The organism is Brevundimonas sp., assembly GCF_044336875.1.
Classification (GTDB): Bacteria; Pseudomonadota; Alphaproteobacteria; order Caulobacterales; family Caulobacteraceae; genus Brevundimonas.
Genome location: NZ_JBIIOP010000010.1, coordinates 16,507 through 34,443 on the forward strand (window position 1 = coordinate 16,507; position 17,937 = coordinate 34,443).

Below are 17,937 nucleotides of genomic sequence, written 5' to 3' on the forward strand. Positions count from 1 at the left end.
GCAGGAGAAAATCCTTGCCTAAAGGGTCTGGTGCGTTGTTTTTCGATGTCACGACCTTGATGAACAACAATGGTCGTGTGACTGGCATTACACGCGTCGAGATGTGCTTGACGCATGACATGTTGAATCGATCCAATGTGAATTTTATTGCGTGGCACCAGACGGCCGGGCGGTTTTTCAAGCCAGATAGGGAGCTGGTCAATTTCATCGACGGTCCGTCATACAAGGATCTCGATTATGATCGTATTGAATTTATAGAATTTCTTCCGCGTGGTTCGAAACTTCTTATTCAGGGTAACGCCTGGCTTCAAAATGAATCATACGTTGATGATCTGGACGTTCTTGTAAGCCGATCCGACATCGATCTGACGTTATTGATCCACGATATTCTGCCTGTCAGTCATTCCCAGTATTTTGCTACAGACCAAGTCAAGAGTTTTGAAAAATGCCTTGATCGAATGGTGGGAATTGCTTCTCGTTTTCTGGTCGATAGCGAGGCGACTGCGACAGAGCTGCGCGCCTATCTTTTGAAGCATCGCGGCAAAGCGCCCTCAATCGAAGTCATTCGCCTCGGCGATGGTTTTCAGGGTGGAGCGCCTGCGGTTGCAGTAAGTCAAAGCAAGCTTCCGGATGTGGTCCGAACGGCGTTAAACGAAGGGCGGTTCGTGCTCTCGGTGGGGGCCCTGAGCCCTCACAAGAACCGTCGGCTGCTCTACGACGTCTGGGGGCGGCTTTACGAAGAGCTGGGCGACGATACGCCGACGCTTCTGATCGCAGGCGGCACGGCCGGCGCGGGCCCCGAAGGCGAACAACTCGCCGAGCGGCTGAAGCGCGATGAACGCACCAAGTCTCACGTGCACATCGTTCACGGTCTCGACGACGCGGCGCTTGAGCTGCTTTACCGCCGTTCCCTGTTCACGGTTTTTCCGTCGTTGTGCGAGGGCTGGGGACTGCCCGTCGCGGAAAGCCTGCTGAACGGAAAAATCTGCATCGCTTCGTCGACCTCCTCCATGAAGGAGATTGCGCCGGACTGTACGGACCTCCTGGATCCGCTGGATACTCTCGCCTGGGTCGAGAGCGCCATGCTCTACGCCGGGGACGCCAAGGCGCGGTCGGCCAGAGAGGCTTTCATACGAAAAAATTATCGCCCCACGCCCTGGAGCGAAACGGTCGATCAATTGATCGCCGGCAGTAAAGGTCCGGCGCGTGTCAGGCCTCCTTACCAGGCCTATGTCGGTCAGGTGCTGGATCTCGCGAGTCTCAAGCTCCTGGCCAAACTGGGCGAGCCCGGGCAGCCCCAGTTCGAGGCCGGTTCATGGGGGGGCTGGACTTCCAGCGAGGCGACTTTGACCCTGGAGGTCGCCAAGACCTCGTCGGGCATGTGCGAAATCGTGTTCCAGACGGCCTTCCAGGGGCGATCGGGCGTCGTGCGCGTATTCAACGCCGATAAGGAGATCGCCGTTTGGCGCTATGATCGAAGCGCCATGGAGCTGCGAGCGATCGAGATTGAAGAGACGTCCTTGTCGGTGAACGCAGCGCTGCGCTTCATCGTCGAAGGCGATGAGGTGGGCGCTCGCTTCGGCGTAGCCAAGCTTGCGATCCTGCAGTCGGACTGGCCGGTCGAGAAACGGGATAATCTTGTAGAGAAATTGGCCCCCCACAGGTTTGCATGGGGGGAGCCTGTAGCGCTGTCGGATTTGAAGTCGGCTCTCGTAAGCGGCTGGCATCGTCTGGAGAAGGCGCTTGTCTGGTCGAACGCCGGCCCGGCGACCTTGCTGATGCCGCTGAGCAGTCCGCCGATGGAGGGCGGGGTTCTGCGATTGGGCTTGAGCACGCTCGTGAACCAAATGGTCGGCGTGGCCGTGAACGGCGTCGACATGGGAAACTGGAATGTCGGGCCCAAAGGCGAGGTCTACGAAATTCCCTTACAATCCAGTCTTGTCGGGTCGTTGTTGTGGCTTGAGATCAGGCCATCGACCACATGGAAGCCCAGTGCGTTGGTCTGGTCCAACGACAATCGGTCCCTGGGGATTGCGCTTTCGCAGATCGAACTGATCGACGCCGATGTTGCATTCCAATCGTCGGCGATTCCTGCCCTCCGGGGACGCAGAAAGTCGATTCCGGATCGTGGGCCCAGGCCGACGGCGGCTTCATCCCCTAACGGCGTATTCGAGTTCACCAGCGAGGGGAACGGCCGCGAGGCGTTGCTCCAGGGGTGGCACGAAATGGAGGCAGGGCATGTGTGGAGCACAGGCAGCTGCAGTCTTCAGATCGCACCACCCAAGCCGTTCAGTCCTCGACTGCGCGTCACGCTTTCCGCCTATCTTCCCCAAACCGTCGAGATGTTCGTCAATGGGCGAAGTTCGGCGCTGTGGTGGGTGAGCGATGGCGAGCCTCAGGTCTTCGAGGCGGACGTATCCGAAAGCGTTTCGCCGCACGATTCCGCCGTGACGATCGATTTCATAGCAACGGCGGCTGTGCCTGCCGTCATGTCGGACACGCCCGACGGACGGGCGTTGGGCGTGGCGCTTGGTCGTCTCTGGTTTGAGGGCGTCAAGGCAAGGCCGCCTTCAGTCCTGGTAAAACGCGCGAAGGCTGCAAACCGCATGCTCCGTAGGGCGTTTTTACGCTGATACTTTCCTCTTTCCATTTGTTTTTTAGTGAAAAATTCAGTGTTGAAGTCCAAAGCAACAACGAACGCCTCGCTCCTCAGGCAGAGAGAGCGTCCTCTTGTGGTCAGGGGGCAGCCGAGTTTCGCGCGACCGGACAGTCAGTTGGTCACGGCGTCTCAGATCTATGAGGACAGCTTCGCCCCTTGGTCGGCCTATTTTCGGCATGAGCCCGAGATGGACCGCAAGGTATGGGAGTATGCCTACATACTTCAGGCCGTAAGCGCTTATGCCGACCTGGGTGAAAAATCCCGCGGTCTATGCTTTGGGTCGGGCAAGGAACTGCTTCCGGCGATCTTCGCCAAGCGAGGCTGCTCGATCGTCGCGACCGACTTTGTTCCCGAAGTTTCGGATAAGGGGTGGGAGACGAGGGCGGTCGATGATCTGTTCCATCCTGGCTATATCGACCGCGAGACCTTTGATCATCGGGTCTCGTTCCGCAACATGGACATGAACGCCATCGATCCGGATCTCAAGGATTTCGACTTTCTATGGTCGACGGGATCGCTGGAGCACATCGGCGGGTATGACAAAGGGCTTCAATTCGTAGAGAACGCCATGGCCTGCCTCCGGCCGGGCGGCATCGCCGTTCATACGACCGAATTCACGATAAGCTCGGAAACAAAAGGTAGGGATCATCCAGATCTGAGCTTTTATTGCCGCCAGGATATCGAAGCGCTCGCCATGCGTTTGCTGAATGCAGGCCATCTGATCGTGTTGAATTTCGATCGCGGCGACACCCCGGCGGATATGCACGTGGACGTCGCCCCCTATCACTCAGGGCAGACCCTGGCGGCGCATTTCCAGACTCATGTCATCACGTCCATCGGATTGATCATCCAAAAGGACGCCATGAGAAGCTAGCCGCCCAAGACGTCCGTCAGGATGTCGTCCAGGGTTCGGGACGGAGACCAGTCCGTTCTGGAGGAGATACGGCTCGCATCTATAGTGGTCGATGGAATGTCGCTGGGGCGAAGGCGGGCAGGATCGGTCGTGACGGTTCCATCCGCTCTGCTGATATCCATCAAGCGTTCCAAGATGCGACGGATCGCTATCGGGCGGCCGGACGCCACATTGAACACCTCGCGACGCTCCAGGAAGGGCGCGGCGTTCAGGAGGGCGATATAGGCGTCGATGACGTCCTCCACATGGAGGAAATCACGTTCGGCATCCAGGTTGCCGACCAGAATCTCGCGCTGGCGGACCTGTGCGGCGAAGGCGGGGATGACGAAACGTGGATCCTGCCCGGCGCCGCTATGGTTGCTGGGGCGGGCGATGATCAGTCTCGCCTCGCCGGGCAGAATGTCGGCGAGGATCTGCTCAGCCGCCAATTTGGAACGCCCATAGGTATTGAGGGGCAGGGGCGTCGTGGTCTCGTCGACGGGACCTGCACGAAAGGCTGAGCCATACACCTCGACGCTGCTTGAGAAGAGCATTGTGGCGGAGGGCGCCTCGTTTGCGATCGCCTCGGCGAGGTTCAGTGCGCCGAGGCCGTTGCTTCGCCAGGTCGCCGTCGCTCCGCCGGCCGCCGCGCCGGCGCCGACCGAGCTTTGACCGGCGAGGTGGATGACAAGGTCTGGTCGGAAGCCTTTGACGACAGCGCGCACGCTGTCGGCGCAGGCGAGGTCCATGGCCGGCCGCTCGTCATCTCCCCCTTGGTGCGGAGGAGAAAGAACCTGAGCGGAGGCATGGGTCGACGCGAGTCTGGCCAGAAGGCGTCGGCCGACGAAGCCGCCGCCCCCCGTGACGAGTATTCGCCTGAAGGGCTCGGGCGAGGCGTCTGATCGCCGCGTACCAGCCGCGCTCGCTCGGGCAGTCATCAGGATTTGGCGGCGCTTCGGTCCAGGCGGGCGAGGTCGGCGTCCACCATTTCGCGAATCATGTCTTCCAAGCTGGTCTTGGCGCGCCATCCCAGAACGGTCTGGGCCTTCTCCGGCTCGCCGAGAAGAACATCCACCTCGGCCGGGCGGTAAAGCGCCGGGTCGATGACGAGGTGGTCGTCCATGTTCAGACCGGCATGGGCGAAGGCGATGGCGCACATGTCCCGGACGCTGGTGGTTTCGCCGGTCGCCACCACATAATCATCCGGGGTGTCCTGTTGCAGCATCAGCCACATGGCCTCGACATAGTCGCGGGCGTGGCCCCAGTCGCGCTTCGCATCGATGTTGCCGAGGCGCAGTTCCTTGGCCAGGCCCAGCTTGATGCGGGCGACGCCGTCCGTGACTTTCCGCGTCACGAACTCGGTGCCGCGCAACGGGCTCTCATGATTGAACAGGATGCCAGACGAAGCGTGGAAGCCGAAGCTTTCGCGGTAGTTGACCGTGATCCAGTGGCCGTAGAGTTTGGCGACGGCGTATGGCGACCGCGGATAGAATGGGGTCTTTTCGGACTGCCTGTCCTGCTGGATCAGCCCGTACATTTCCGATGACGAGGCTTGGTAGAAGCGGATCTCGGGGTTCACAATGCGGATGGATTCGAGAACATTCGTCACGCCGACCGCAGTAACCTGAGCCGTCAGGAGCGGCTGGCTCCAGGAAGAGGTGACGAAGGACTGCGCCGCCAGGTTATAAATTTCGTGGGGTTGAACGCGCTGCACAATGGCGATCATGGACGCCAAGTCGGTGATGTCGCCGTCGTGAAGTGTGACCTTGTCCGCGATCTTCAGCCAGTGAAGCCTGTGATCAGAAACGCCGTGGTGAGACGATCTGCGTACGACGCCGTGAACGGCGTAGCCCTTTCCAAGAAGAAGTTGCGCGAGATATGCGCCGTCCTGGCCGGTGATGCCGGTTATTAGGGCGATCTTCGACATCTATCTCTCCGAAGGGTAGGAACGGGCCACTGGTTGGACGAATAATCAATAAACTACAAGCGCAGTTGACGAATTTCGACGACATTGCAGCGGAACGATCCGGGCGGTAAGCAGAACATCATGAGTGATCAATGTTGAGTGGTCTGCGCAGCCGCCGCCTGCGGCGCCAGGCTGAGAAACATGCTATGGGCCGCGAATGGGCCAAGGCCTCGGCGCTCTATCGCCGGGTGGTTCAAATGGGGCGCGCCCGAGCCTCGGATTGGGTGCGGCTGGCGCGGGCCCTGGACGAGGGCGGAGACAAGCCTGGGGCCGAAGCGGCGTACCGGCGGGCGAGCGCCGAGTTTCCATTGGCTTACAATGTACACCGCCAATTCGGCCTGTTTCTTTGGTCGCGAGGCAGTCTGGGTCCGGCCGCCAACGCCTTTCTGCGCGCTCTGGCCTTGGCGCCGGAAGAGCCCCTTCTGCAGCAGGACATGGTTCGTCTGGGCGGAACCCCGGAGGGGTTGCGCGTTCGGATGCTTGAGGCCTTTCTGGCTGCGGAGACGCCGACTGCAGGGCCGCGCGATGAGGCGAGGGGCGCGAAAGGAAGGCGCAGGGCGGCGAAGGCGGCCTTTCGTCGCGGGGACTGGAGTGCGGCTGTCGACCTGGGGCTCAGGCTGGCGGCAGGTCGTCACACTTCTCCTCATGATATGATGCGGCTGTCCCTCGCGCTCAAGGAGGCGGGACGTCATGAGGAAGCGCTCACGGCCAATTGGCGGGCGCTCGCTTTAAGGCCGCGCGAACCGGAGTTCCATCTTCACCTCGGACATTGTCTGAAGGTTCTGGGCGACCCCGAGGCCGCCGCCAGCGCCTATCTGGCCGCGTGGCGATTGCAGCCCGGCCGTCGCGATGTCGGGTTGGAGTTGTCCGGCCTTGGGTGGTCGGCCGCAGCGCTCGAAGAGGCCGTCCTTCTTGGCGCAAAGCCTGGCGGGATGTCGGTCTCCTCCTATCTGGCCGGGGGCGTTCCCGACGTCGCCGCTTCGCGTGATCGGAGCACGGCCCAGGTCGCCATCTTCGGCGACCTGATGTCCGCCATGCTTCGGAACGGCTGAAATACATGCGGATTCTGATCGATCTCCAGGCCTGCCAGAGCGGAAGCCGTCTACGCGGCATAGGGCGCTATGTGCGATCCATCACGGAGGCGATGGCGCGGGAGGCCGGGCCGCGGCATACGATCCATGTGCTGCTTTCCGACCTTTATACGGATCATCTTCTTCAGATCCGGCGGGATCTCGCCGGCCTGATTCCCAATGAGAACATCCTGGTCGTCTCCCTGCCCAGGCAGGTAGCCAGCGCCATGGAAGGCAATGACTGGCGTACACATGCTGCGGAATTGGCTCTGGCCAAGGTCGTGGAAGACCTGAAGCCGGATGTCTATTTCAATCCCAGCCTGTTTGAAGGATTCAGGGAGCCGACTGTTTCAAGCATAGAGCGGCTTGGCTGTCGAACGGTCACGACTCTCTATGACTTGATCCCCTATGCGGATCCTGAAACCTATCTAGGCGATGACGCCTTACGCCGCGCCTATGAGAGTAAAATCTCCAGCCTGCGCCGATCCGATATAATATTCACCATATCGGAATTTACAAAAACCGAAGCCGTCGACTTGCTCGGCATCCACCCGGATCGGTTGAAGTGCGTGCCTTTGGCCGCATCTTCTGTCTTCCGTCCGGTCCTGGTCGATGACGAGGACAAGAGGCGGCTGTTCGAGCGCTACGGCATCGAACGGCGCTTTGTGATCACCACCGCCCCGTTGGAGCCGCGAAAAAACCTGCAGGGGCTGCTGGCCGGTTTCGCCTGCCTGGAGCCGCGCCTTCTCGCCGAGGTCACTCTGGTCCTGGTCGGTGCGACCGATGAGGCCGAGCGTCGCAAGATCGTGGAGGCGGCCGAGGCTCTGGGGCTGCCGCCCGAGGCCTATCTCATCGCCGGATATGTGCCGGATGAAGACCTCGCAGCCCTGTATACCTGCTGTGAACTGATGGTCTTTCCTTCGCTCAGCGAAGGGTTCGGCCTGCCTCCGCTAGAGGCCATGGCGTGTGGAGCGGCCGTGGCCGTATCCAATCGCACCAGTCTGCCGGAGGTCGTGGGGCGGTCGGACATCCTGTTCGATCCTCTGGATCCCGGCGACATCGCGCGTGTGATCGCAGAAATCCTCAAGGACGGGGCGCGTCAGGAAGAGCTGCGCGCCTATGGACGCGCGCGCGCGCGCCGTTACTCGTGGCGCAGGTCGGCCAAGGCGATCCTGACTCACCTTGAAGCCCTGCCTCCGCGACGGATGGACACGACGTCCGGCGCGCCGGGATTCTCAGCCGGCGCACGCATAGGCGTCGTCGCGGCGCTCGGCGCCGGGGCGGCGGACAGCGGCGCCGCAAAGGTTCGCTCACTGCTGGGCGATCTGGGAAAGGTCTGCAGCATCGACTTGGCCATGGTCGCCGGCGAGATCGGACGGGACGCGTCCTTGGGGGATGTGCGGCGTCAGGATTTGCCCGACCTGATGTTGTCGGGCGGGCGGTTCGATCGCTTGCTGTATATCGCGGACGCCGATCAGCTTCATCTGATCGCTCCCTATGTCGCGGTTCGCCCCGGAGCGATTCTGGCGCTGGATGCGTCGTCTGATCGGTCGCAGGAAGCGAAGCGCCTTTCGCCGACGGAGCAGGCGGACGTGTTCGCCTGGGGGCGTTTTAAGGCCCTGGCGGCGGCGGCGGATGACCCGGCGATCGCGGCTCAAGCCGCCGGTTCGATTTTCGCTGCGGACATTCCGATTCTGACCGGGCCGGGTTCGCCTCTGGTTCTGAACGGTCGAGGACGTGCGGTGGGCGTCTCGCCCGCTCCGGGCCTGTCGCGGCGGAAGGGCCAGGAACGGCACGCGGCGCATGACGAGAGTCTGGTCGAGGCGGTGCTCGAGAGTCTCGCCCAGGCGCCTGCGCCCGTCAGCGGCGAAGGGTTGGAAAGCCTGTCCGGGTCGGCCAATGGGGTGGCGCCGAGCGCGCAGGACCTTGATGAACTTGCTTTGGCGGTCTGGCGCAATGCGGAGAAGCGTCGCTCGCCGGAGGTCTTCCTTGACGTGTCCGGTTTGAGCACGATCCAGGGACGCCACCTCTCATGCGGACGTCGGCTGATACGGGATCTTCTCATCGGCGACGACCGCCTGCGGCCTGTGCAGTTCAGGCGTGGCATGGCGATGACCGCCAACCGTCTGGCCGGGCGCCTGCTCGGGTTTCCGGATTTTCCGTTGGCCGACCAAGAACTGGTGTGGCGGGCGGGCGACAAGATCGTCCGGCTGGATATTCTTGATGGCGCCGCGCTGGAAGCCGCGCCTCTGTCCGATCTCGCCGCTCAGGGCGTGACGGTGGCTGTGGCGGCGGTCGGGGATTTGCTGCTTCATCGACCCGATCTCTCTTCCGCCGTCGCTCATGCGATGATGAACGCCGTCCACGGCGGCATGGGGCAGGTCGAGGGCGAGGTGCTGATCTGTGGGGTTTCAGAGAAGGCCGTCCCCAAACCCCGCAAGCGGCCATTGGGTAAGGCGGATCCAGCCGCGGTTCCGACGCCGACATGGATTGTATTCGACGACGCGGTCTTGCCCGAACTGCGGAACCGCCATGGCGCAGTCGTGCCGGATGTGGCGCGTTCGGTGCAGGGCAACGAACAGCAACGCCTTGCCGATTTAAGGGCGGCGGATGCTGCGGCGCCGCTGGTCCCGCCCGCGAACTATACGATCATGGGACATGTGCGCGGGGCCTACAGTCTAGCGATGGTCAATCGCGCGCTCGCTCGAGCGTTGGACGCCGAACTGGCGGGCCGGACAGCCTTCGCCGCCTACGAGACCTCGCCGATCGATGAGTTCTCGGAGGTTCCTGAGGATGAGCGCGGTCTGATCTCGCGCCTGGCCACGACGGTTCTGCCGGCTGAAGGACTGGATGTGGTGATCAGCCACCATTATCCTGTCCTGCCGCCTGCTGAGGCGCCGGATCTGGCGCTGGCGCTCTTCCACTGGGAGGAGACGGAGGTTCCCGCCTTGATCGTCGAGGCGTTGGAAGAGCATTTTTCCGCTGTCTTGGCTCCGTCCCGCAGCGTGAGAAAGGCTTTGGTGGATTCAGGGCTCCGCATTCCTGTCGCCCTGATCGGCCTGCCTTCCGAACTCGAAGCATTCGAAGCTGTTCAAGGGCGGAAGGACGGAGCGGAGAAGCTTTTCCTCCACGTGTCGTCCTGTTTCCCTCGCAAGGGCGTCGATCTGCTGCTGGAGGCCTGGAGCCGGGCCTTCACGCGCAACGACCCGGTCCGACTGCTGATCAAGACGTTTCCAAATCCTCATAATGATGTGGAGCTTCAGATCGAAAAACTCCGCAAAGCCCATGCAAACCTCGCGCCCGTCGAGGTTATCAGCCGGGACATGGAGCAAGACGATTTGGTGCGGCTCTACGAGCAGGCCGGCGTCGTTGTCCTGCCGTCCAGGGGGGAGGGGTATAATCTGCCCGCTCTCGAAGCCCTGGCGAGCGGCACGCCCTTGATCGTTACGGGCTATGGCGGACAGAGGGATTTCTGCGGGCCCGCCGAGGCCAGGATGCTCGACTATGTTTTCGCGCCCTCGGCGAGCCATGTGGCCGGGGGGCATTCATTGTGGGTGGAGCCTTCCGTCGAGGATCTGATCGCCGCGATGCGGGAGCAGCTTGACCCGGATCAGGCCCTTGTTGTGGAAGCCCGTCGAGAGGAGGGCAAGGCCCGAGCGGCGAACGTCGGCCGACGGGCCGCCTGGGTCGAGACCTTGCAGGGGGTGACGGAAAGCCTTGTCGCCACACCCGTCACGCCCCGGCCGAGGACAGCCTGGGTGACGAGTTGGGGCGTGCGTTGCGGCATCGCCGAATATTCAAGCTTCCTGCTGAGCCATGCGTCTCTTGAAGCGCGCTCGGCGACCGTGGTCTTGAGCGACATAAGGACGCCGCCGGAAAAGGTCGGCGGGTTCGCCCATGAAGCCGTCTGGAAAATCGGCGGCAACGAGCATCTCGAAACCTTGCTTGAGGCGCTGGATCGTCATCGGGCGGAGGCGGTCGTGGTTCAACATCAGGACGGACTGATCCGCTGGACCGTCCTGAGCGACTTCCTGCGTGACGAGCGTTTGCACGGCCGCGTAGTCGTCGTCTTCCTGCACGCCGCAGGCAATATCCAGTCCTTGCTGACCGAGGAGGAGCGAGAGGTCGTTCTCGACGGACTGCGCAGAGCGACGCGACTGGTGGTCCATAATCTCTCGGATATGAACCTTCTGAAATCGTATGGCCTGGTCGAGAACGTCGTGCTTCTGCCGCACGGCGCGATGCCCGGCCAAGCGCCGTCGACGATCCGTTCGCTGCCGTCTTCCGCCAGTCCCGTCATCGGCTGCCACGGCTTCTTCCTGAGCCACAAGCGCATCGACCGTCTCATCGCCGCGCTTCCAGCCCTGCGCCGGACCTGGCCCGGGATCCGGCTTCGACTCGTGAATGCGAACTATCCCGGAGAGTCCGATCAGTTGATCGCGGCGAGCAAGGCCCTGGCGGAGAGTTTGCGGGTCGACGACGCCATCGAATGGCACACCGACTTCCTGCCGATCGAAGAGATCGGGCGTCTTCTCTCGGGCTGCGATCTCGTGGTTCTGCCTTATGATCAGAGTCGGGATTCCGCGAGCGGCGCGGTCCGCGTCGCCATGTCGAGCCTGGCGCCCGTGATGACTACGGACGTCAATATCTTCGCCGAACTGAGAGGCGTGGTCGCGCAGGCGGAGAGCAATGATCCGGCCTGTCTCGCCACGGCGATCACCGCCCTGTTGAAGGACGAAGGCCGTCGAACAGAGGTTCAGCAGAACATGCAGGCCTGGTTGGATCGGCATAGCTGGAGGCGAATCTCAAACCAGCTGGACGGCATGATCTGCGGCCTCTTCGACGCGGCGGAAAGAGGCTGGGAGTGAAGGCGGCAGGGCGTGCGGTTGAAGGCTTGACTTTCTTCAGAACTCCACGGCGAAATCCGCCAAGACTCAACCGTCCATCTTGTATCGAATTGCGCTACATTTGATGGAGTTGTTCTAGTATCAGGATGATGCGAGCTGCTTGGAATATTATCTGAAGTCCTCTCGGAAGTGAGATATTTGAAGGCCAACGGCAAATGGGATTATATGTAAAATCTCTGGCATTGACCTAGATGGGGCCGTTGACTTACGTCCGGATGCCTTTTGATCTCGGGACACTGCCCCATGGATGGTTTCCTAAGAATCAGGTGAACATCCTTTGGCAACTGGTTCAACTGACGAATGGTCCCATCCTTGAGGTTGGGCCGTGGATCGGACGATCGACGTGTGTCATCTTAGAAGCAATGAAGCACAACAATGTGTGGCGGCAGTTTCACACAGTCGACTTTGGAATTTCATCGGAGGCGGAGTGGGAGCGCCTTCTGGGTGAGCGGTTGGCGGACAAAGCCAATGCCGAGGACTACAGGCCCCACGTTCTTCAGCCTGGCGGTTCCATCGTTTCGCTTCTCAAGAATTTAGGGGAGCGTGGATTTATGGAGCGTGTCTCAGTCCACCGAGCAGATGTTCGAGATCTGAGATTTGAGACAAAATTTGACCTGATCTTCTGTGATGCTTCTCACACCGAAGATGAGATCGATCGCAATGTTCCGAAGTTGCTTGAGATGCTGAATCCTGGCGGCATTTTGGCCTGCGACGATATTAACAGCGAGTTGCACAACTACCTACGGCGCCAGTTTTCTTGGGAGTGGGAGCACGTGGACTCCCTTCTCTTTTACGGTGCGCCAGTCAATCGATAGGCTTGATAGCTTCTACTACGGTTTCGGAGGCGACATACATCAAACTCTCCTGCGTGACATATTCGTCAAGCGCTTCAAGGGCTTCTTGCAGTCGCTTCATCTTATCGGCCGGCACCCCTCGCGCCCCGGCTTTGGCCAGGGTCAACAATGTCCCGGAGACGCGACCTCCCCAAGATATCGATCTATCCGGGAACATGTCGAACCATTGGTCCAGCCCGTAAATGCTAGCGTTATAGAAATGCTGCGGCTCAGAATGCACGGGCTGCATAAATGCGGTTACGACATAAGCTCGACCGCCCGGCTTCAGGACGCGAAAAATTTCCTCGGCCGCCCGTCGCGGATGCGGAAGGTGCTCGAAGACCGCCGTTGAATGAATAAAGTCCACGCTTCCTGTTTTGAATGGCAGTGACTGTGCGTCGGCATACAAATCGGCCTCGTCGAACAGATCGTACTCCATGTTGATGTATCGGGGGTCGTCCATCATCCGCCGACCGCCGCCAATGTCGATCATGACGCCGTCGGACGGCACATCAGCAAGCAGTTCAAGGGGCCTCGCTCGGAACGGTCGAGCTCGATTTCGGGCTGTTCGGCGGAAAATTGCAGGCCGCATTTCCTCCGTTTCCACTTCAATGGATTCGAGCAAAACCTGACTGTTCCGTGACTTAGGGTTCCGTCGACCGCATGGAGTGATCGTGGTGGGGCCTTCGGCATCCACAGTGAGCGGGACCAGTGAGTTTGCGTGGAAGAGGTCGATTTCCCGATCGCCAACCTTGACGATGCCAGACGATGGGTGAGCGCCGAATTTAATCTTGAGCCGCCCTTTCAGGGAGACCTCTACCGGTTCGACCAGCATCCGCCAGTGTGAATCTACAGCCTTTGCCTGGGGGGCCACCTCTGTAGCTTCGTGCAATTTCCAGATCCGTTCAGCCTTCAAGGACGTCGGTTGTTCTGGAATGTCGACGGGCGCGCCTCCAGTAAACCTCGGCTTGAAGTCCCGGATAGTTCCAACGACCCCAGCAGCGCTCACGAGCCGTCCTTCCTTGATGTCGTCGCCAGCATTCACAGAGGGCTCAGCCCAGACATCACCCTTGGTGACGGGACAAGCAAGCCGAGACATCAGGCGACGAAGCGACGAATCCATTAGGCCCACCTTATTCGATGAAATCACAATATCGCGGCGAAGTTGAACGCCAAGTCCCCTTCCGTCTCATTTTCTGAAAGGGCGTGAGATGGCGGGCTTGATCTCGCCGCCCCGAGGTCGCCATCAAGTGAAAACGCTCGGACGTCACCAGGGCCGCAAGAAATGGCGAGAAAAATCAATGAATGCTCAGCTGTCCCCGTCATCAAACTGGGCGGAGATGGAGAGGCTCCCCGGCTGCAAGGGAGGGCAGATCGAACGGAAGGCGGATAAAATTGAGTGAGTCCACAGCATCCCCTAAATCAAACCCAGTGATTTGATGTAGAATCCTAACAATCGCTGGTCCTTGGACGAGCTGACCTCAGCGGGAATTCTAGGGTAACTGCCCTCGATTTCGATAGTGATCAACGGGTTTGTGCCCGACTCGACCGGCACCAAGAAGTCCTGTTCCGTATTGCAGTGCGAAACGGACACAATGTTTTTGCCGATCTTTACGGAGAGGCCCCCGACGGCTGTGTAATACAGTCCCAGCCTCAGGCGAACCGCCTCGATGGGGCGCTGTCCGTAACCTCTGGAAATCTGCAGGGTTGCGCGCGTGCCGTTTGACCAGATCCGGTCGCTGTCAGGGGCGTGCCATCCTTCGCGGGCGAAGGCCGATCCCTCTGCGCCGCGCCCGAACGGATAAGTCCGCACGATCGGATCGAGGTTCATGGACGCCGCGATAAGAGCGCCTTTCGCTTCCCAACTGAACCGTGATGCGACCTCGTTGAGCGTGGTCCGAGATCTGGTCAGGGCGTCGCGGATCGCCGCAGTCACGTCGTCGACGTCGGGATCCTTGCGCAGGATGATTCCGACGTCCTCGCCTGTCACGACATCACGTGCAAAACCCGTATCCGCCACCACCGGATAGACGTTCGCGGCCAAGGCTTCCAGCAGCGGCATTGGGCCGCCCTCCCTTTGGGAGACGGACACATACACCGACATGCGCTCATATACCTGAGGGTAGTCTGCGTACCGGGCCTGGACGAGGTCCAGATTCGCCAGGCCGGCGATCTCCTCGGCATACGGTGATCCGCGCCATTGTATGCCGGTGTTCAGAACCTCATCGGGATGTCCTTCAAGGAGGATGAAGGAAAGATCCGGGTTCGCCTTCACGACATCCAGTATGAGGCGCGGATTCTTCCGCTCATAGTATCCGCCGACAAAGCCGACGGATCTTCCTTTTGAAATATCCAGACCGTCGAACATGGCGAGGTCGACCCCGCCGACCGTCGTCACGATTTTTTCCGGATCCAGGCCCAGTTCGATGAGGAACTGGCGGTCGGAGGCGTTCATGGCGAAGACGCCGTCCATATAGTCGAAGGCGACCAGCATCTCCGAGGCGCTCACACCCCTGGAGAAATCAGGGTGGGTGAAATAGACGAAATTCTTGGCGCCGACGACCTGAGGAGCCCGCGCCATCGTGTTTGCGGCCAGGTTGTAGTGGGCGTAAAAATAGGCGCGCGCCTTAGGCAGGGGTACGCCGAGGCGGCTGTTTGTCTCGGCGTAAACCCATCCGCAATGCAGACCCGATGCGCGTTCGACGACTTTGCAGATCTTGTCGAGGATCCAGCCCTTGCTGTTGACGTTGAGGATGAAGACGATGTCGTAGACGAGATCGATCGGCTGTGTTTTCGGCCCGTCGAATGTCTTCAGGAGGTGGGGGATCAGGCGGCTCACGCGTCGACTCCGGCGCAGAGGCGCTCCAGGATGCGTTGTTCACGCGCCTTCCAACTCTTCTTCATTCCGTATCTGACATTCTGCTCGTACCCCTCCAGGCGCCATGGCCGCAGTCTTAGCGACTTGTTTATGGCCTTGCTCAGGGACGCCCCGTCCTCACCGGAATAGAAGGTCAACGCCGCGTCCTTGCCGATCGCGTTCTCTATGACCTTGAGCTTGTAGCTGACCAGGGGCGAGCCGCTGGCAAGATACTCAAACACTTTCAGTGGAGATGTGATTTGGCTTCTGTCATTTTTGGCTCGGGTGAAGACCAGGACGTCGCTGGATTGTGCGAACAACATGACGGTGCTCTGGTCAAGAAAACCTAGAACAGATAGATTTTTCAAATCAGATTTGTTTCGCTGATCTCGACGCTCGTTCTGCGCGCGACTGACGCCTCCAGCGAGCAGGAAATGGATGTGAGGGTTGAGCCTTGCCGCCTCAAATATCTTGTCGATTCCTCGTTCCGTCTGGAGGCCGCCACCGTAGAAGGCCGCAGCAGAGAAGCGATGCCCGAGAATAAAGCGCCTGCAACGCGCCACACGATCAAGGTCTCGTTCGACAGAATAAACGTTGACGCCGCTATCGGCGACGAACGTCTTGTCCCCGAGGCCCCAGCCTTCGAGACGTTTCGCAACAGTCGGAGTGATGGCGAGGACGCCCCTGCAGAGCGGATCTCTCAGTATGGAGATGTCTTTCGAGCTGATATTCTCGTGATAATCTTCATTGTGATCTTCGTAGATGAAGGGAATACTCTGGAAGAAGCATTTCCTGGCCATCATGCCATCGCGAATGTGAGCGACGTCGACATTCTTCAGTAATTCGTCCAGATAATCAGATCGCATCTCCCAGTTCGCCGCGTCATCTGCGGTGAAATCGGAACGAGCGTTAGGAATTGCGAGCTCTATTCCTTCCGGTACATTGTAGATCGAGGAAAACACTCGACTTATCGAGTTGCATCCCTGTGCGCTTGCTATGTCATAGGGCTGATCATTGGTCCGCCCCAGCAATACGGGAATATGCCCGTTCTGCCTCACGGCGTCCGCCGTATTCGCCGCCCATATTGAACGTGCGCGGCCGGGAGCGATAAGTGTGTCGCCGACCTTCGCAGACACCAGAACGCGAAGAGGACGCTGAGGCGCCGGCTGTTTGAAAAGTCGGTGAAGCACTGAGGTATCCGTTTGGAAGGTCTTTGCACGCTAAGGGCGCTGATACGGCCAAGTCAATCACAGCTCGTGGAGGTCACTCCATTCGGATTGCTGCAAGGCTCGCTTCTGCTCGTCAGATAGTCAGGGTGCTGATGTGTAAGCCGATCTTTTAGTCTGCGGCCCACGCTCGGTCCTGCAACGCCAAGGCTCCAACCTAAACTGTTCGCGCTGGTGGAGTGAGCCCGCCGTCCACGATCTCCATCATCGTTGAAAGCGATGAAGCTGGCCGGCGAAACCCGAATCCATGGAAGGGCGGTTCAAGGCGAGACCGTCTCCTAACTTCTTGTCGCCCTGGCCAGCCGCAAGCCCATCCGGTCGCTAAGCCTGGGCGCAGACCGTGGAGGGGGGCGAGGAATCTGAAAGGCGTTCCACGCTGAATCCGTGGAACCGAATATAGCCCTGGAACGAGGGGCGGCAGGTGAAGGCGCGGAACTCCGCCGCCTGGGGCGAATCCCAGGCGTGGACCATGCGCGCTTCATACTGGCCCGGGTCTCGAATGAGGTATGTCTCGGTCGTGAAGAGCCCAAGCGCGCCCCAGTCGAAGCGCGCCTGGACTTCTCCACCCTGGGGGTCGATCGAAAACCGCATGCGTGCCAGCCACAGCCCGGCCGGCAACTGGACATAGGGGCCGAAAAGCAGGGTTTTCTGTTGGCCGGTCAGGTCGATAGCCTCGCCCCTGTCGACGCCAGGCAGGCATTCGAAGAGGTGGAGCGGCCATTCGATACGTTCGCCCAAGGGCGGAACATACTGTCCGTTCAAACGCGGATCAGGCGATGGCGGGCGCGTCGCCGCGTCTGCGACGGCCTTGTCTTCCGCTTCTTCTTTTATCTTGTCTGCAGACACTTAGGACGTACCGCGAAGCCATTGGTAAACATGAACCGCTTCTTCGATGTCCGTGAATATTTTGGCCTTGCCGCTTTCAATGATCAGGGCGCGGTCGCAGAGGCTCGCAATCATGTGCATGTCGTGCGAAGCCATAAGGAAGGCGCGGTCTCCGCGCCTTTCGAAGAGTTCTTCATTGCAGCGCCTCTGAAATCGCGCGTCGCCGACAGCGACGAGCTCGTCGATCAGATAACATTCGAACTCAATGGCGAGAGAGAGGCCGAAGGCCAGTCGAGCTCGCATGCCAGACGAATAGTGTTTTACGGGGCGGCGTAAAGCCGATCCGAGTTCGGCGAAGTTGTCCACGCGCTCCAGCATGTTGCGATAGTCGCGATTGTAGAGGCGGCAAAGGAACCGAATATTGTCCAGCCCGCTGAGGCTGCCCTGGAAGCCGCCGCCGAAGCCGATCGGCCAAGACGAGGACATCCGCCAGTGCACCTGCCCTGACGACGGATGAAGGACGCCTCCAAGAATTTTGATGAGCGTCGACTTGCCTTGCCCGTTCCGTCCCAGAACAGCCAGGCGGTCTTGCGGGCCCATGGTGAAATTCAGATCCTGAAACACGCTCCGGCCGCCGGGCGTGTCGTAGGTCTTGCAAAGGCCTTCGACGCTTAGGGCCGCCGTTCCGGGGGAAAGGGACAT

Annotated in this window: 12 protein-coding genes; 5 read left to right on the plus strand and 7 right to left on the minus strand. The window is 60.2% G+C overall.

Going from position 1 to position 17,937, the window contains the following annotated elements; genetic code table 11:
• The first annotated feature begins 14 nt into the window (after positions 1-14).
• Positions 15-2,633 carry a glycosyltransferase family 4 protein gene (locus ACIQ1T_RS12375; protein ID WP_395944855.1) on the plus strand — a complete coding sequence of 873 codons (2,619 nt, stop codon included), beginning with the start codon at positions 15-17 and terminating at the stop codon, positions 2,631-2,633.
• A gap of 213 nt (positions 2,634-2,846) precedes the next feature.
• Positions 2,847-3,533 carry an SAM-dependent methyltransferase gene (locus ACIQ1T_RS12380; RefSeq protein ID WP_395944856.1) on the plus strand — a complete coding sequence of 229 codons (687 nt, stop codon included), beginning with the start codon at positions 2,847-2,849 and terminating at the stop codon, positions 3,531-3,533.
• On the opposite strand, the gene ACIQ1T_RS12385 is transcribed toward ACIQ1T_RS12380, so the two are convergent.
• On the minus strand, positions 3,530-4,579 hold the full coding sequence (locus ACIQ1T_RS12385) for an NAD-dependent epimerase/dehydratase family protein (RefSeq protein ID WP_395944857.1): 1,050 nt from the start codon (positions 4,577-4,579) through the stop codon (positions 3,530-3,532). The two genes, ACIQ1T_RS12380 and ACIQ1T_RS12385, sit on opposite strands and share 4 nt — an antisense overlap.
• Complete coding sequence (gene gmd, locus ACIQ1T_RS12390) at positions 4,489-5,478, minus strand: GDP-mannose 4,6-dehydratase (RefSeq protein ID WP_395944858.1); 990 nt, start codon at positions 5,476-5,478, stop codon at positions 4,489-4,491. The genes ACIQ1T_RS12385 and gmd overlap by 91 nt, the downstream gene beginning before the upstream one ends.
• A gap of 185 nt (positions 5,479-5,663) precedes the next feature.
• On the opposite strand from gmd, the gene ACIQ1T_RS12395 reads away from it, so the two are divergent.
• From ACIQ1T_RS12395 to ACIQ1T_RS12405, 3 genes are all read left to right on the plus strand, one after another.
• Positions 5,664-6,569 carry a tetratricopeptide repeat protein gene (locus ACIQ1T_RS12395; RefSeq protein ID WP_395944859.1) on the plus strand — a complete coding sequence of 302 codons (906 nt, stop codon included), beginning with the start codon at positions 5,664-5,666 and terminating at the stop codon, positions 6,567-6,569.
• Positions 6,570-6,574: 5 nt separating this feature from the next.
• On the plus strand, positions 6,575-11,455 hold the full coding sequence (locus ACIQ1T_RS12400; protein ID WP_395944860.1) for a glycosyltransferase: 4,881 nt from the start codon (positions 6,575-6,577) through the stop codon (positions 11,453-11,455).
• A 254-nt stretch (positions 11,456-11,709) separates the two neighbouring features.
• On the plus strand, positions 11,710-12,309 hold the full coding sequence (locus ACIQ1T_RS12405; protein WP_395944861.1) for a class I SAM-dependent methyltransferase: 600 nt from the start codon (positions 11,710-11,712) through the stop codon (positions 12,307-12,309).
• On the opposite strand, the gene ACIQ1T_RS12410 is transcribed toward ACIQ1T_RS12405, so the two are convergent.
• The 5 genes from ACIQ1T_RS12410 to ACIQ1T_RS12430 form a co-directional block, all read right to left on the minus strand.
• A complete protein-coding gene (locus ACIQ1T_RS12410) occupies positions 12,299-13,450 on the minus strand; it encodes a class I SAM-dependent methyltransferase (protein WP_395944862.1) in 1,152 nt (383 codons plus the stop codon). The genes ACIQ1T_RS12405 and ACIQ1T_RS12410 overlap by 11 nt on opposite strands.
• Positions 13,451-13,744: 294 nt before the next feature.
• Positions 13,745-15,166, minus strand: coding sequence for a glycosyltransferase (locus ACIQ1T_RS12415; RefSeq protein ID WP_395944863.1), 1,422 nt, complete (start codon positions 15,164-15,166; stop codon positions 13,745-13,747).
• Complete coding sequence (locus ACIQ1T_RS12420; protein ID WP_395944864.1) at positions 15,163-16,374, minus strand: glycosyltransferase; 1,212 nt, start codon at positions 16,372-16,374, stop codon at positions 15,163-15,165. Before ACIQ1T_RS12420 ends, ACIQ1T_RS12415 begins: the two co-directional genes overlap by 4 nt.
• 357 nt (positions 16,375-16,731) lie before the next feature.
• A complete protein-coding gene (locus tag ACIQ1T_RS12425; protein ID WP_395944865.1) occupies positions 16,732-17,256 on the minus strand; it encodes a hypothetical protein in 525 nt (174 codons plus the stop codon).
• Entirely contained in the window at positions 17,257-17,937 is a 681-nt protein-coding gene (locus tag ACIQ1T_RS12430) for an ABC transporter ATP-binding protein (protein WP_395944866.1), read from the minus strand.

Coding starts and splice junctions, on each gene's coding strand:
- ACIQ1T_RS12410 (WP_395944862.1), bottom strand. CDS start 13,450: ATGGATTCGTCGCTTCGTCGCCTGATGTCTCGGCTTGCTTGTCCCGTC.
- ACIQ1T_RS12380 (WP_395944856.1), top strand. CDS start 2,847: ATGGACCGCAAGGTATGGGAGTATGCCTACATACTTCAGGCCGTAAGC.
- ACIQ1T_RS12385 (WP_395944857.1), bottom strand. CDS start 4,579: ATGGCGCGCCAAGACCAGCTTGGAAGACATGATTCGCGAAATGGTGGA.
- gmd (WP_395944858.1), bottom strand. CDS start 5,478: ATGTCGAAGATCGCCCTAATAACCGGCATCACCGGCCAGGACGGCGCA.
- ACIQ1T_RS12405 (WP_395944861.1), top strand. CDS start 11,710: ATGCCTTTTGATCTCGGGACACTGCCCCATGGATGGTTTCCTAAGAAT.
- ACIQ1T_RS12395 (WP_395944859.1), top strand. CDS start 5,664: ATGGGCCGCGAATGGGCCAAGGCCTCGGCGCTCTATCGCCGGGTGGTT.
- ACIQ1T_RS12400 (WP_395944860.1), top strand. CDS start 6,575: ATGCGGATTCTGATCGATCTCCAGGCCTGCCAGAGCGGAAGCCGTCTA.
- ACIQ1T_RS12430 (WP_395944866.1), bottom strand. CDS start 17,937: ATGTCCCTTTCCCCCGGAACGGCGGCCCTAAGCGTCGAAGGCCTTTGC.